The sequence below is a fragment of the Acidovorax cavernicola genome (genome assembly GCF_003581445.1).
The window spans coordinates 92284-107225 of record NZ_QXMN01000023.1; the positions used below are offsets into that span (position 1 = coordinate 92284).

Annotated in this window: 15 protein-coding genes and 1 tRNA gene; 12 read left to right on the forward strand and 4 right to left on the reverse strand. The window is 67.6% G+C overall.

Going from position 1 to position 14942, the window contains the following annotated elements; genetic code table 11:
- The first annotated feature begins 9 nt into the window (after positions 1-9).
- The 3 genes from D3H34_RS18545 to rapZ are packed head-to-tail and all read left to right on the forward strand — an operon-like array spanning position 10 to position 3510.
- Positions 10-915, forward strand: a complete 906-nt coding sequence (locus D3H34_RS18545) for an NAD kinase (RefSeq protein ID WP_119555602.1) — start codon at positions 10-12, stop codon at positions 913-915.
- Positions 916-952: 37 nt separating this feature from the next.
- On the forward strand, positions 953-2635 hold the full coding sequence (gene recN, locus D3H34_RS18550; protein WP_119555604.1) for a DNA repair protein RecN: 1683 nt from the start codon (positions 953-955) through the stop codon (positions 2633-2635).
- Positions 2636-2637: 2 nt separating this feature from the next.
- Positions 2638-3510, forward strand: coding sequence for an RNase adapter RapZ (gene rapZ, locus D3H34_RS18555; RefSeq protein WP_119555606.1), 873 nt, complete (start codon positions 2638-2640; stop codon positions 3508-3510).
- Positions 3511-3523: 13 nt separating this feature from the next.
- Here rapZ and mutY read toward each other — a convergent pair whose 3' ends face one another.
- The 3 genes from mutY to mutM form a co-directional block, all read right to left on the reverse strand.
- The gene (gene mutY, locus D3H34_RS18560) at positions 3524-4558 is read right to left on the reverse strand and encodes an A/G-specific adenine glycosylase (protein WP_205736754.1); all 1035 of its coding nucleotides are present in this window, start codon (positions 4556-4558) and stop codon (positions 3524-3526) included.
- A gap of 40 nt (positions 4559-4598) precedes the next feature.
- Positions 4599-6572, reverse strand: a complete 1974-nt coding sequence (locus D3H34_RS18565; protein ID WP_119555608.1) for a dynamin family protein — start codon at positions 6570-6572, stop codon at positions 4599-4601.
- Between the two features lie 104 nt (positions 6573-6676).
- Entirely contained in the window at positions 6677-7492 is an 816-nt protein-coding gene (gene mutM / locus D3H34_RS18570) for a bifunctional DNA-formamidopyrimidine glycosylase/DNA-(apurinic or apyrimidinic site) lyase (RefSeq protein ID WP_119555610.1), read from the reverse strand.
- Between the two features lie 71 nt (positions 7493-7563).
- Between mutM and D3H34_RS18575 the strand changes: the two genes are divergently transcribed.
- The 8 genes from D3H34_RS18575 to D3H34_RS18610 all read left to right on the forward strand — a co-directional run bounded on the left by D3H34_RS18575 (position 7564) and on the right by D3H34_RS18610 (position 14079).
- On the forward strand, positions 7564-9420 hold the full coding sequence (locus D3H34_RS18575; protein ID WP_119555642.1) for a tetratricopeptide repeat protein: 1857 nt from the start codon (positions 7564-7566) through the stop codon (positions 9418-9420).
- Entirely contained in the window at positions 9421-9963 is a 543-nt protein-coding gene (locus D3H34_RS18580) for a lipoprotein insertase outer membrane protein LolB (RefSeq protein WP_119555612.1), read from the forward strand. It begins immediately after the preceding gene.
- Positions 9960-10850, forward strand: a complete 891-nt coding sequence (gene ispE, locus D3H34_RS18585) for a 4-(cytidine 5'-diphospho)-2-C-methyl-D-erythritol kinase (protein ID WP_119555614.1) — start codon at positions 9960-9962, stop codon at positions 10848-10850. The genes D3H34_RS18580 and ispE overlap by 4 nt, the downstream gene beginning before the upstream one ends.
- Before the next feature lie 71 nt (positions 10851-10921).
- Positions 10922-10998 (forward strand) — tRNA-Gln (locus tag D3H34_RS18590).
- 143 nt (positions 10999-11141) lie between these two features.
- The gene (locus D3H34_RS18595; RefSeq protein WP_119555616.1) at positions 11142-12116 is read left to right on the forward strand and encodes a ribose-phosphate pyrophosphokinase; all 975 of its coding nucleotides are present in this window, start codon (positions 11142-11144) and stop codon (positions 12114-12116) included.
- An 86-nt stretch (positions 12117-12202) separates the two neighbouring features.
- Positions 12203-12853 (forward strand): 50S ribosomal protein L25/general stress protein Ctc, encoded by a 651-nt coding sequence (locus tag D3H34_RS18600; protein ID WP_119555618.1) that lies wholly within the window; start codon positions 12203-12205, stop codon positions 12851-12853.
- An 81-nt stretch (positions 12854-12934) separates the two neighbouring features.
- Positions 12935-13570, forward strand: coding sequence for an aminoacyl-tRNA hydrolase (gene pth / locus D3H34_RS18605; RefSeq protein WP_056573407.1), 636 nt, complete (start codon positions 12935-12937; stop codon positions 13568-13570).
- Positions 13571-13692: 122 nt separating this feature from the next.
- The gene (locus D3H34_RS18610) at positions 13693-14079 is read left to right on the forward strand and encodes a hypothetical protein (RefSeq protein ID WP_286185894.1); all 387 of its coding nucleotides are present in this window, start codon (positions 13693-13695) and stop codon (positions 14077-14079) included.
- A 9-nt stretch (positions 14080-14088) separates the two neighbouring features.
- Here the strand turns inward: D3H34_RS18610 and D3H34_RS18615 are convergent, their stop codons facing one another.
- Positions 14089-14391, reverse strand: a complete 303-nt coding sequence (locus tag D3H34_RS18615; RefSeq protein WP_119555622.1) for a YfhL family 4Fe-4S dicluster ferredoxin — start codon at positions 14389-14391, stop codon at positions 14089-14091.
- Positions 14392-14536: 145 nt separating this feature from the next.
- Here D3H34_RS18615 and D3H34_RS18620 point away from each other — a divergent pair.
- A partial coding sequence (locus D3H34_RS18620; protein WP_147400462.1) for an ABC transporter permease occupies positions 14537-14942 on the forward strand: 406 nt, incomplete at its 3' end.

A 14942-nucleotide genomic window follows, 5' to 3' on the forward strand; every position in this document is an offset into this window, starting at 1 on the left:
TTGTGAGCTATGACCTCTCGCTTTCGTCACGTCGCCCTGATCGGCAAATACCAGGCTTCCGGCGCCCGGGCGCAGGCCGATGCGCGCGATGGCGTGATGGAGGGCATCGGTGCCTTCCTCGAATCGCAGGGTTGCACGGTGTTCGTGGAACGCTCGTCCTGCGAAGACACCGACGCGCCGCCCCATCCGCGCTACCAGGCACTGTCGGTCGAGGAAATCGGCCAGCGCTGCGACCTCGGGCTCGTGGTGGGCGGTGACGGCACCATGCTGGGCATCGGCCGGCAGCTCGCGAGCTACGGCATCCCGCTGATCGGCATCAACCGCGGCCGGCTGGGCTTCATCACCGACATCCCGCTCGACAACTACCAGGCCACGCTGATCCCGATGCTGGCCGGCGAGTACGAAGAAGACCACCGCAGCCTGATGCACGCGCAGGTGATCCGCGACGAGGCTCTCGTGTTCGACGCGCTCGCGATGAACGACGTGGTGGTCAACCGCGGCGCCACCTCGGGCATGGTCGAGATGCGCGTGTCGGTGGGCCGGCATTTCGTGGCCAACCAGCGCGCCGACGGGCTGATCATCGCGTCGCCCACGGGTTCGACCGCCTATGCGCTCTCGGCCGGGGGGCCGCTGCTGCATCCGGCGGTGCCGGGCTGGGTGATGGTGCCGATCGCGCCGCACACGCTCTCGAACCGCCCCGTGCTGCTGCCCGACGCCGACGAGATCGTGATCGAGTTGGTGAGCGGTCGCGACGCCAGCGCCAATTTCGACATGCAGTCGCTCGCCTCGCTCGCCATCGGCGACCGCGTGGTGGTGCGCCGCTCCGACTTCCGGGTGCGCTTCCTGCATCCGCGCGGCTGGAGCTATTTCGACACGCTGCGCAAGAAACTCCATTGGAACGAGGGAGGCTCCTGAATGCAGGACCACGCCCCCAGCTTGAGGACGAACTGAGATGGCTTTGAGACGCATCGCACTGCGCGACTTCGTGATCGTGCGATCCCTTGAACTCGACCTGTCGGCCGGCTTCACGGTGCTGACCGGGGAAACCGGCGCCGGCAAGTCCATCCTGATCGATGCGCTGCAGCTGGCGCTGGGCAACCGCGCCGACGCCGGAGCCGTGCGCGAAGGCGCCGAGCGGCTCGACGTGAGCGCCGAATTCGACGCCGACCCGGCCCTTTCCGGCTGGCTCGACGAAGGCGGCTTCGAGGTGGGCGACGGCCTGCTGCTGCGCCGCACGGTCGACCTGCAAGGGCGCAGCCGGGGCTGGATCAACGGCAGTCCCGCCACCGCCACGCAGCTGCGCGAACTGGGCGACCGCCTGCTCGACATCCACGGCCAGCACGCCTGGCAGAGCCTGACCCGCCCCGAGGCCGTGCGCGGCCTGCTCGACGCCTACGCGGGCGCGCGCACCGACGCGCTCGACGCCGCGTGGCAGAGCTGGCGGCAGGCGCTCTCGGCGCTCGAGCACGCACGCTCCGCGCAAGACTCGCTGCAACGCGAGCGCGAGCGGCTGCAATGGCAGATTTCCGAAGTCGCGAAACTCGCGCCGGGCGTCGACGAATGGGAAGAGCTCTCGGCCCACCATTCGCGCATCTCGAATGCGCAAGCACTCATCGACGCGGCCCAAGGCGCGAGCCAGGCGCTCGAGGACGACGACAACGGCGCCCTCGCCGCCCTCACACGCGCCGCGACGCTGCTGCAGAACTGCGAACACATCGAACCCGAATTCCGTTCGCTGGGCGAGGTGCTGGCCTCCTGCGTGGCGCAGGCCTCGGACGCCGCCCACTCGCTGCACGGCTACCTGCGCGACACCGACACCGATCCGAAGACCCTCGCCGAACTCGACGAGCGCATGGGCCTGTGGATGTCGCTCGCGCGCCGCTACAAGCGCACGCCAGCCGAGCTGCCCGCTCTGCTGGCCGGTTGGCAGGCGGAACTGCAGGCGCTCGACGCGCAAAGCGACCTCGAAGGCCTGGAGCGCACTGAGCAGAGCACCCAGCAGGCCTACATGAAGGAAGCCAAGGCCCTCGGCAAGATCCGCAAGCAAGCTGCGCCGCGCCTCGCACAGGCCGTCACGCAGGCGATGCAGGGCCTGGGCATGCAGGGGGGGCGCTTCGACGTCGAACTGCAGCCGCTGGCGCAGCCCGGGCGCGCCGGTCTCGAAGAAGTCGCGTTCCTGGTGGCCGGCCACGCCGGCAGCACGCCGCGCGCCATCGGCAAGGTGGCTTCGGGCGGCGAACTCTCGCGCATCGCACTGGCCATCGCCGTGACGACCAGCGAACTGGGCGCCGCGCAGACGCTGATCTTCGACGAGGTCGATGCAGGCGTCGGTGGCGCGGTCGCCGAGACCGTGGGCCGCCTCATGAAGCAGCTGGGCCGCGATCGCCAGGTGCTCGCCGTGACCCATCTGCCGCAGGTGGCGGCCTGCGCCGACCACCACCTCGTGGTCGCCAAGCGCCAGACGACGACGGCCGGCACGGACGGCCCGCGCACAGAAAGCGGCGTGTCCCGCCTGGCCGCCGACGACCGGGCCCGTGAAATCGCCCGCATGCTCGGCGGCGAAAAGGTGTCGGCCACCTCGCTGGCCCATGCACGCGAAATGCTGGGCCACAAGACGCCGGCGACCGCTCCATGAACATGAATCTCGACCTCGTCCTCATCACCGGCATGTCGGGCTCCGGCAAGTCGGTGGCGCTGCACGCGCTGGAAGACGCCGGGTACTACTGCGTCGACAACCTGCCGCCCGAACTGCTCACCGCCTTCATCGCGCTGCAGCACGAGCAGCAGGCCACGCGTGTGGCGATCGCCATGGACGTGCGCAGCGGGGTGTCGCTGCCGATCGTGCCGCAACAGCTCGAAGCACTGCGCGCCGACGGCGTCTCGCTGCGCTCGCTGTTCCTCGACGCGACCACCGACGCGCTCCTGCGCCGCTACTCGGAAACCCGCCGCCGCCACCCGCTCTCGCGCCAGGAAAGCCGCACCGACGTGCCCGAGCAGCACCGCGTGCTCGTGCAGGCCATCGAACTCGAACGCGAGCTGCTGGCCGACCTGCGCGACGGCGCCGACGTGATCGACACCAGCCTCATCCGCCCCGCCCAGCTGCAGAGCTACATCAAGGGGCTGATCTCCGCGCCGCAGAACGCGCTGACGCTGGTGTTCGAATCGTTCGCCTTCAAGCGCGGCGTGCCGCTCGATGCCGACTACGTGTTCGACGTGCGCATGCTGCCCAACCCGCACTACGTGCCGGCGCTGCGCGCACTGACGGGCCGCGACGAGCCGGTGATCGAATGGCTGCGCGAGCACGACGAGGTGGCGCGCATGTTCGACAACATCGAGCAGTTCCTGACGCACTGGCTCGACGCACTGGCGCGCGACCACCGCAGCTACGTGACGGTGGCCATCGGCTGCACGGGCGGGCAGCACCGGTCGGTGTTCCTGGTCGAGCAACTGGCGCGCGCCTTCGGCGCCCGCTGGGGCGCGCTCAAGCGCCACCGCGAACTCGACGCCTGACCGCGTAGGCCGCTCAGGCCTCGCCGGCTTCCAGCAATTTGCGCATCGGGGCGGGCAGCCCCAGGCGGCCCCACTCCTGCGCCTCGACCCAGCGCGCGCCCTCGCCTTGCGGTTGCACGCCCTGCAGCAGCACCGGATGCATGTGCAGGTCCTTGTGGGTCAGCACGTGCACGAAGGGTGGCAGGTCTTGCGCGCCATGCGCGACACCTGATGGCAGAGCCGCGAGCAGGTCGTCACGGCTGTCGAACACCGGCAGGCAATGCAGCCCTGCCCAGATGCCCTTGGCCGGCCGCTTCTCCAGCCACACACGCCCTTGGGCATCGCGCGCCAGCAGCACCCAGAGCGACTGGGCGCTGCGCTTGAGCTTGCGCGTCTTCACCGGATAGCGCTCCGGCGTGCCCTGGCGCAGGCCCACGCAGCTCGCGTTCACTGGGCAGATCATGCAGCTGGGCTTGCGCGGCAGGCAGACCGTCGCGCCCAGGTCCATCAGGCCCTGCGTGTAGTGCGCCACCGCCTCGCGCTGGCCGTCGGGCGGCAGCAGCTGCGTGGCGAGGTCCCACAGCGCACGCTCCTGCGCCGACGATGACATGTCGCCGTCGAAACCGAGCACGCGCGTCAGCACGCGCTTCACGTTGCCGTCGAGGATGGCCACGCGCTCACCGAAACAGAAGGCCGCAATCGCGGCCGCCGTGGAACGCCCGATGCCGGGCAAGGTCACGAGTTCGGCGGCGGTGTGCGGAAAGGCGCCGCCGAAACGCGCGACCACCTCCTGCGCGCAGCGGTGCATATTGCGCGCGCGGCTGTAGTAGCCCAGCCCGCTCCAGAGCCCGAACACCTCGTCCTCGGTGCCGGCGGCCAGCGCTGCCACATCCGGAAAGCGGTCGAGAAAGCGCGCGAAGTAGCCGAGCACGGTCGTGACTTGCGTCTGCTGGAGCATCACCTCCGACAGCCAGACGCGGTACGGATCGCGCGTGTTCTGCCACGGCAGTTCGCTGCGCCCGTGGCTGCGCTGCCAGCGCACGATCTGCGCCGCGAAATCGGGAGGCAGCGACAGGGATGGGGAGACGGCCGCCCGCGCGGCGGCGCGCTCAGGCCGCACGCAGTTGCTCGCTCGCGAGGGCGGCGGCCGCGGCAGGCGGCTGACTGCCGTGCTGCGCGATCAGCGAGGTGAACTCGTGCAGTCGCTCCTGCAGCGCGGCCAAGTGGCCTTCCTGCGCCGCAATCTCGGACAGCCGGTCGTCGAGGCTGCCTGCCGCGTTCTGGATGCGTTCGATCGCCTCGATTCGCTTGCTGAAATTGCGACGACGCTCCTTGAGCTGCGCATCGATCTGCGCGCTCGCGCCCTTGCTCCAGCGCTCGACCTCGGTCATGGCGGCTTCGTTGACGAGCCGCAACCGGCTGGCCAGCGCACGCACCAACTTGTCGCAGAAGTCGGCCTGCGCGAGCTTGATCATGTTGCCCACGCCCAGGTAGTGGATGTGGCTGCGCTCGATCTGGCCCAGCTCCTGCTCGAAGCCCGACAGGTCGGGTTCGGCCGGCGCCTGCAGCGTGAAACCCTGCTCGGCATTGAGCTGGCGGAAGGTGGCGTGCAGCATCGACTGGATTTCGGCCGTGGTCGCCTGCACTTCGCGCAGGTTGTTGCGCAGCGCGTCGAAGGTTTCGGCGTACACCTTGCGCACGCTGAGCTTCACGCCGGGGCGCTTGAGCGCCGCGGCCAGCTTCACCATGTCGGCCTTGAGCGCCGTGCGCCCCAGCACCGCGTACACCTCGCGCAGCAGCTTGCCCTGCACCGAGCGCAGCGCCAGGATGCGGGTGTTGCTGCCTTCGAATTCGGCGTGTTCCTGGTCGATGCGCGCGCGCATGTGGCGGATCACCGACACGTTCTTGCCACGCAGGCCCTGCAGTTCCAGTGCCTGCTCGGACAGGTCGCGCTGCCGCACCTTCAGCAGGCGCTCGGCCTCGGTGCGCAGCGCGGTCATGCCCGCGTCGACCGCCAGCCGCAGCATGGTCTCGCGCTTGCCGAGCACGCCTTCGCCGAGCAGTGCCTCGAGCGCCGGCAGCCGGCTGGCCTCGAGCAGGGCCACGTCGTGCCCGATCTTGGCCTGCAAGCCCTTCTGGGCGGACACCGGCAGCACCTGCGCCAGCGGCACGTCGAGCAGCCGGGCCGCACCTTCGCGCTGGCGCTCGATCTGCTGCGCGATCTGCACCGGCGTGCTCAGCGTGTCCCACAGCGTGTCGATCTTGTTGAGCACCACGAAGCGCGTGTCGTGGCTCTCGTCGCCGGTGATCAGATGCTCGCGCCAGATCGACAGGTCGGAGCGGGTCACGCCGGTCTCTGCGCCCAGGATGAAGACGACCGCATGCGCCTGCGGAATCAGGCTCACGGTGAGTTCGGGCTCGGCACCGATCGCGTTGAGACCTGGCGTGTCGAGGATCACCAGCCCCTGTTCCAGCAGCGGGTGCGGCATGTTAAGCACCGCATGGCGCCAGCGCGGAATCTCGACGCGGCCTTCGGCGTCCTGGACCGGGTTGTCGTCGGGCGTCTCGGGGTTCCAGAACCCGAGCGCGCGGGCCTCGTCCTTGCTCACCCAGCGGACTTCGGCCACCTTGCCCATGGCCTGCGCGAGCTGTTCAGCGTCGCCCACCTCGATGGGCAGCTCGGTCCAGCGCGTCGGCCGCTCGCGCCAGTGGGCGAGCGAGTGCGGCTCCAGCCGGGTTTCGATCGGCAGCAGGCGCAGCTTGGGCGCCAATGCGGCGTCGTAGCCCAGTTCGGTCGGGCACATCGTGGTGCGCCCGGCGCTCGCCGGCATGATCCGCCGCCCGTAGCCGGCAAAGAAGATCGCGTTGATCAGCTCCGACTTGCCGCGGGAGAACTCGGCCACGAAGGCCACCATGACCTTGCTGGTGCGGATCTGGTCTTCGAGCGCGCGCAGCCTTTCGGCCACGGCCTGGTCGAGCAGCTCGTTGTCGGTCAGCCAACGGGACAGCCACTGGAGTCGGCGGGCGAAGTTGCTCCGCCAGGCGCCGTGCTGATCGAGCTGTTGGTTGAATGAGCGGCTCAAGGGGAAGATGTAAGTGAGAATTTACAAATATAACATCGCCAAATGGCGAGTGGGGTATCGACAGCAGTGTGCCCCGAAGCGGCCGGCGCCGGGCCAGCCCCTCTTCAGGATTTCTGGCAATGAGGGCAGTAATAGGTAGAGCGCTGCCCTTGTTTCAGCTGCCGGATCGGCGTGCCGCACACCCGGCACGGCTCGCCCGCCCGACCATAGACGGTCGCCTCCAGCTGGAAGTAACCGTTCTGCCCGTCCACATTCGAGAAATCGCGCAAGGTGCTGCCGCCCTTCTCCACCGCCCGGGCCAGGATCTCGCGCACCGCCGCATGCAGCTTCGCGGCGCGCGGCTTGCTGATGCGCGTCGCCGACAGGGTCGGCCGGATGCCGGCCATGAACAGCGCTTCCGACGCGTAGATGTTGCCGACGCCTACCACCACATCGCCGGCCAGCAGCACCTGCTTGATGGCGGTCCGGCGTTTCTTCAGCCCCGCGTGGAAGGCGTCGAGATCGAAGGCATCGCCCAGCGGCTCCATGCCCAGCCCGCCGAGCAGCTTGAGGGCCCAGGGCGCCTCTTCGTCGTCCACGTAGACCACGGCGCCGAAACGGCGCGGGTCGTTCAGGCGCAAGGTCCCGAGGTCGGTGACGAGGTCGAAGTGGTCATGTACGCCGGGCTCCGGCAGGTGGATGTCGAAACGCAGGCTGCCCGACATGCCCAGGTGCAGCAACAGCAGCCCGCGGTCCAGGTCGATGAGCAGGTACTTGCCGCGGCGGCGCACCTCGCGCACGCGGCGTCCGACCAGCGCCTGCGGCACCACCATCAGCGCCCAGCGCAGCGGTTTGCCGATGCGCACGGACTCGATGCGCGCACCGGCGATACGGTCGGCAAAGCCGCGCCGGGTGACTTCGACTTCGGGTAGTTCAGGCATGAAAAGTAAAACTCCGGCAGCGACGAAGCCCCATGCGGCGCTCGTTCAAATGGCTGGATTATTATGGTCAGATGAACCCATCGCCCCGCCGTCACCGCCTTGCGGCGGCCGCGTCTCTCGTGCTGTTTGCTTGCGCAACCCACGCCCAGTCTCCTGAACCCGTCGCCGCCGGCAATCCGTCTCCCGCCATCGAGCGCACGGCACCGCCGAAGCCGCCGGCGCGTTCCCGGACCACGACCACGGCCGCCAAGCCGGCCGCAGAAGTCGCGCAACCCTCGGCGCTGACGGCCGACCTGTTCTACGAGATCCTCATGGGCGAGATCACCGCCCGCTCCGGCGACCCCGGCTCCGGCTATTCGCTGGTGCTCGATGCCGCCCGTCGCCTGCGCGACGGCAAGCTGTTCCAGCGCGCGGTGGAGATCGCGCTGCAGTCTCGCTCCGGCGACGCTGCAATTTCCGCGGCGCGCGCCTGGCAGGAGGCGCTGCCCAATTCGCGCGATGCCCGGCGCATCGAGCTGCAGATCCTGATCGCGCTGAACCGCATCAGCGAAACCGTCGAACCCCTGCGCGCCGAAGTGGCGGCCACCTCGCAGATCGAGCGTCCCCTGCTGATGGCGGTGATCGCACGCACCTACGGCCGCGCCGCCGACAAGAAGCTGGCCGCCTCGGTGGTCGAGCAAGCCCTGGTCGACGAGCTCAAGAGCCCGACGACCGGTGGCTTGGCCTGGGCCACCGTGGGCCGGCTGCGCCTGAACGCCGGCGATCCCTCGGGAGCACTGGACGCCGCGCGCAAGGGGCAGGCCATCGACCCGGCGTCCGAAGCACCCTCGGCGCTGGCGCTCGAACTCATCGATCCGGGCCAGCCGCTGGCCGAGCCGATCGTCACACGCTACCTCGCGAACAACCCCAAGGCCTCGCCCGACCTGCGCATCGCCTATGCGCGCGCGCTGGTCGAGGACCGCCGCTACAGCGACGCCGCCACACAGCTGCAAACGCTGACCACGACACGCCCCGAACTGGCGGAGCCCTGGCTGCTGCTCGGCAGCCTGCAGATGCAGGCCCGCCAGGAAGCGGCGGCCGAGACCTCGCTCAAGCGCTATGTCGACCTGATGACCGCGCCGGGCCTGAGCCAGGACGCGGGCGATGTCGCCGACCGCAAGCGCGGGCTGACGCAGGCCTACCTCGTGCTGTCGCAACTGGCGGAGCGGCGCAAGGACTTCCAGGCGGCCGATCGCTGGATCTCGCGCATCGACAGCGCCGACAACCAGAGCGCCATCCAGGGCCGCCGCGCCAGCCTGCTCGCGCGGCAAGGCAAGTTGCCCCAGGCCCGCGAACTCCTGCGCGCACTGCCCGATCGCACGGCGGACGAGCGCAAGCAGAAGCTGCTCGCCGAGGCCCAACTGCTGCGCGAAGCCAAGCAATATCAGGCCGCCTACGACCTTCTGGCCCAGGCCTCGGCAGCCGCGCCGGAAGACGGCGACCTCATCTACGACCAGGCCATGATGGCCGAGAAGCTCAACCGCCTCGACGACATGGAGCGGCTGCTGCGTCGCCTGATGGTGCTCAAGCCCGAGAGCCAGAACGCCTACAACGCGCTGGGCTACTCGTTTGCCGATCGCAAGATCCGGCTCGACGAAGCCCGCACGCTCATCCAGAAGGCGGTGCAGCTCGCGCCCGAAGACCCGTTCATCGCCGACAGCCTGGGCTGGGTCGAGTTCCGGCTCGGCAACACGGCCGAGGCGATCCGCATCTTCGAAGCGGCCTACAAGTCGCGCGCGGACGCCGAAATCGGCGCGCACTTCGGCGAAGTCCTGTGGTCGGTGGGCCAGAAGGACCGCGCCATCGCGATCTGGAAAGAAGCGCTGCTGACGGAGCCGGAGAACGAGACGCTGCAGGAAACCCTCAAGCGCCTGCGCGTCAAACCCTGAATGGCATCGATCACGTCAACAGCTCCCGCACGGGGAGACGATGAATCCACTCGCCGCGCGGTGCTCGGCGTGGGCGGCGGTGCGCTGCTGCTGTGGCTCACGGGCTGCGCCCAGCTCTCGGGCGGCTCCACTGTCCGCGGTGGTTCGGCCAGCTGGAGCGGCCGCATGTCGCTGCGCATCGACAGCGAACCGGTCCAGACCTTTGCCGCGCTGTTCGAATTGCGCGGCTCGGCCGAAACCGGCGACCTGACGCTGACTACGCCCATCGGCAGCACGCTCGCCCAACTGCACTGGGCGCCGGGTGAGGCCCTGCTGAAGAACGGCAGCGACACGCGCCGCTACGACTCGGTCGATGCGCTGATCGAGGCCGCCACGGGCGCCGCGATTCCGGTCGGTGCGCTGTTCGGCTGGCTCGACGGCCGCGCCGACCCCGTGCCCGGCTGGCGCGCCGACCTGGGCCAGCTGTCGAACGGCCGTCTGCAAGCCACGCGCGAATCCCCTTCCCCACGGGCAGACCTGCGCATCGTGTTCGAACGCTCATGAAGGCGATCTACGACCTTCCCGCGCCGGCCAAGCTGAACCTGTTCCTGCACATCACCGGGCGGCGCGACGACGGCTACCACCTGTTGCAGTCGGTCTTCATGCTGATCGACTGGTGCGACACGCTCCACGTCGAGCTGCGGCACGACGGTCAGCTGAGCCGCGAAGACCTCACCACGCCGCTGCCAGCCGATGACCTCGTGCTGCGGGCCGCCCGCGCGCTGCAGGCGCACGCCGCGCCGGGCCAGGGCGCCCACATCGGCATTGCCAAGCACGTGCCCGCGCAGGCCGGCATGGGAGGCGGGTCATCGGACGCGGCCACCTGCCTGCTCGCGCTCAACCGCCTCTGGAACCTGAACCTGCCGCTGTCGCGGCTGGCACAGATCGGGCTCAAGTTGGGTGCGGACGTCCCTTTCTTCCTCGGGGGGCGCAACGCCTGGGTCGAGGGCATCGGCGAAAAAATCACCCCCGTGAACCTGCCGCCGGCACGCTTCGCCGTGGCCAAACCGCCCGAGGGACTCGACACCCGATTAATTTTTTCTGCAGATGATCTGGAACGGGCAACTCCTGTTGCTATAATCTCAGGCTTTGCTGCAGATAGCGAACAGCTAGAAGCCACAAACCTCGGCAACGGGGTTTACGACTTCGGTGACTTCGGTCATAACGACCTGCAGCCGGTTGCCCAGCGGCTTTGCCCCGCAGTCACCGACGCCATCGAATGGCTCGGACTGCAAGGATTGAAGGCCCGGATGACCGGCTCCGGAAGTTCGGTGTTCGCAAAAATGCCGCAATCGCCGCAGGAAACGAAGCTGCTCGAAGCCCCCCGGGGATGGCAGGTTCGACAATGCGACAATCTGGCGGTTCATCCACTCTGGGGATGGGCAACCTGAAGAGATAATCGGAACGCTCTGCGGTTCGATGCGACATATATCGGTGGGTGGTGCAAACCATCAACCTGTGTAGGGGAGTCGCCAAGCTGGTTAAGGCACTGGATTTTGATTCCAGCATGCAAAGGTTCGAATCCTTTCTCCCCTGCCAAATCTCTCAAATTGCGGCCTGATGGCCGCAGTCTTTCTTTTGCAGTCGCCTGACTGCAATAATCGGCGGCCCCACACAGGCTGCCACGACTCGAAAACTCTGGCGGCTTCCCCCAAGCCCATTTGCACTGCCCGGACGCGCTCATGCAGGCCAATCACCCTGATTTCATGGTTTTCACCGGCAACGCCAATCCCGGCCTTGCCGCAGAAATTGCGCAAAACCTCGGCACCTCGCTGGGCGCCGCACGCGTCGGTCGCTTCTCCGACGGTGAAGTCACTGTCGAGATCAACCAGAACGTCCGTGCCCGCGACGTGTTCGTGGTGCAGTCGACCTGCGCGCCGACCAACGAAAACCTGATGGAACTGCTGATCATGGTCGACGCGCTCAAGCGCGCCTCGGCCGAGCGGATCAGCGCGGTGATTCCCTACTTCGGCTACGCCCGCCAGGACCGCCGCCCGCGTTCGAGCCGCGTGCCGATCTCGGCCAAGGTGGTCGCCAACCTGCTGGAAACCGTGGGTGTCGAGCGCGTGCTCACCATGGACCTGCACGCCGACCAGATCCAGGGCTTCTTCGACATTCCGGTCGACAACATCTACGCCTCGCCCGTGCTGCTGGGCGACCTGCGCCAGAAGAACTACGAAGACCTGATCGTGGTCTCGCCCGACGTGGGCGGCGTGGTGCGCGCCCGCGCGCTGGCCAAGCAACTGAACTGCGACCTCGCCATCATCGACAAGCGCCGCCCGAAGGCCAATGTCAGCGAAGTCATGAACGTGATCGGCGAGATCGACGGCCGCAACTGCGTGATCATGGACGACATGATCGACACGGCCGGCACGCTGGTCAAAGCGGCCGAGGTGCTCAAGGAGCGCGGCGCCAAGAGCGTGTACGCCTACTGCACGCACCCGATCTTCTCGGGTCCGGCCATCGAGCGCCTGTCCAAGGGCGCGGCCCTGGACGAAGTGGTCGTCACCAACACCATCCCTCTTTCCGATGCGGCCGTCGCCTGCGGAAAGATCCGCCAGCTCTCCGTGGCACCGCTGATCGCCGAAACGATCCAGCGCATTGCCAAGGGCGAGTCGGTGATGAGTTTGTTCTCGGACCAGGACAACCTGTTCTGAGCTGAGAGCGAAAAAGCGGGCCTCCTTCGGAGGCCTTTTTGAATCGGAGTCGCACTGGTCGCGGTGGACTCTTACAGGAGCTAGTTATGAAATTCGTCGCTTTTGAGCGCGCAAAGCAGGGCACGGGTGCGAGCCGCCGTCTCCGCATCACGGGCAAGACCCCGGGCATCGTCTACGGTGGCGACACCCAGCCGCAACTGATCGAAATCGATCACAACGCGCTGTGGCACGCCCTCAAGAAGGAAGCCTTCCACTCGTCGATCCTCGAAATGGAAATCGCCGGCGCCGTCACCAAGGTGCTGCTGCGCGACGTGCAATACCACCCGTTCCGCCAGCTGGTGCAACACATCGACTTCCAACGCGTCGATGCCAAGACCCGCATGAACATGAAGGTGCCGCTGCACTTCAAGGGTGAAGAAGAGTCCGAAGCCGTCAAGCTGGATCACAACCTCGTGAACCACGTGATGACCGAACTGGAAATCAACTGCCTGCCGAGCGATCTGCCTGAATTCATCGAGATCGACCTCTCGGGCCTGAAGAAGAACGCCACGCTGCACGTCAACGACATCAAGCTGCCCAAGGGCGTGAAGTTCGTGAGCCACGGCAAGACCAACCCGGTCATCGTGTCGGCCGTTCCGCCGCTGGTCTCGGAAGAGCCGGCACCGGCCGCTGAAGGCGCTGCTGCCGAAGGCGCTGCCGCTGCCAAGCCCGCCGCCAAGACGGCCAAGAAGAAGTAATTCCTTCTTTCTCGCCCCGTCGACCCAAGGCCCGCCTCGTGCGGGCCTTTTGCTTTGGAGGGCGGCGAGATAATTCCCGCCATGATCAAGCTGTTTGTCGGCCTCGGAAATCCGGGCCCTGAGTACGAAGCCACGCGCCACAACGCGGGCTTCTGGTGGATCGACGCCCTGGCGCGCGACTGGAAGCTCAACCTCGTCCCCGAGCGCGGCTACCACGGCCTCGCGGCGCGCGCGAACATCGGCGGCCAGAGCATCTGGCTGCTGGAGCCGCAGACCTTCATGAACCTGTCGGGCAAGTCGGTGGCCGCGCTGGCCCGCTTCTTCAAGATCGCGCCCGAGGAAATCCTCGTGGTGCATGACGAGCTCGACGTGGTACCCGGCCAGGCCAAGCTCAAGTTCGGCGGCAGCCATGCGGGCCACAACGGCCTGCGCGACATCCACGCCCAGCTCGGCACCGGCGACTACTGGCGCCTGCGGCTGGGCATCGGCCATCCCGGCGTGAAGTCGGAGGTCGTCAACTGGGTGCTCAAGAAGCCGCTCAAGGAGCAGCGCGAAGCGATCGAAGACGCCATCGTGCGCACCTTGCATGCCGCGCCCGCCCTGGTGGCCGGCGAGATGGAAAAAGCCACGCTGATGATTCACACGAGCAAACCGCCGCGGCCCAAGCCGCCGAGGCGGGAGCCCGGCGACGGAGGCACGACGCCTGCCGCCACCTAGCCGGCCACGGGAGTGCAGGGAGGGAGAGAAAACAAGAAATGAGAAGAAGAACGACGAAGAAAGAGAAGACAGCGGGAGTCCGGGCAATAGCTATATTTTCAATAGCACTAACCACAGCCTCCATGGGCGCTTCAGCCCAGACCTGGCGATGCGGCAACACCTATTCCGATCAGCCGTGCGAGGGCGGCCGGACCGTGAAGGTGGACGATCCGCGCAGCAATGCGGACCGCAAGGCATCGGAAGACGCCACGCGCCGCAACGAAAGCAGCGCCAGCCGATTGGCACGCAGCCGCCAGTCGCTGGAGCGGGAGGCGCTCCGGCAAGCCGGCCCCACGACGCTGGATGCGGGGCGCTTCGCCAGCAACGCGCAGCCGCTCACGCCCGCCGAACAGGCCGCCCAGGCCCGCCGTCGCAAGCAGATGGCCGAGCCCCGCCCGACGAGCACGCGCTTCAGCAGTCCCTCGACAGACGATGAGGCCCCCAAGGAAACAGGCAAGAAGAAAAAGTAGAAGACCAGCTCAGACAGCGCCGGCTGACGACGGCGAGGCGGCATCCGACGAAGGCGGGGCCGCCTTGTCCGCCGTGAGACGCACGTACTTCTGCAGCAGCGTCTCGCGGGTTTCGACATGCTCCGGATTCACCGGGATGCAGGCCACCGGGCAGATCTGCACGCACTGCGGCTCATCGAAGTGGCCGACGCATTCGGTGCACTTGTGCGGATCGATCTCGTAGAACTCGGCGCCCATGTAGATGGCATCGTTCGGGCACTCGGGCTCGCAGACATCGCAGTTGATGCATTCGTCGGTGATCATGAGGGCCATCCCCCGATTATCGGCGGACCAGACGAACGCCCCGCCGCAGGCCCTCCGGAGTCCCCGCCGGCGTCAGGGCGGTCCGGTGAAGAGCGACAAAGTTCACAGTTGAGGCACGGTTGTTGCACCAGTCAGTTATGCTGCGGCCCGCCCCATGAGTCTGTTTCTATTCAAGCGCATCGCGACGCTGATCGCCACCCTGATCGGCGCCTCGGTCATCGTGTTCCTGGTCCTGGAGATCCTGCCCGGCAACGCCGCGCAGATGCTCATGGGCCCGGACGCCTCACCCGACGCCGTGGCCGCCCTGGCCACCAAGCTGGGCCTGGACCAGCCCGCCTGGACGCGCTACTGGCACTGGATCGCCGGCCTTCTCACCGGCAACCTGGGCGACTCCTACGCCTACAGCTCTCCCGTCATCGACCTCATCCTGGAACGCCTGGCCCTCACGGTGCCGCTGGCCGTGCTGGCCATGGCCCTGACCGTCGTCATCGCCCTGCTCGTGGGCGTGACGGCCGCCGCGCGCCACAACAAGCTGGGCGACGTGGGCCTCATGGGCATGG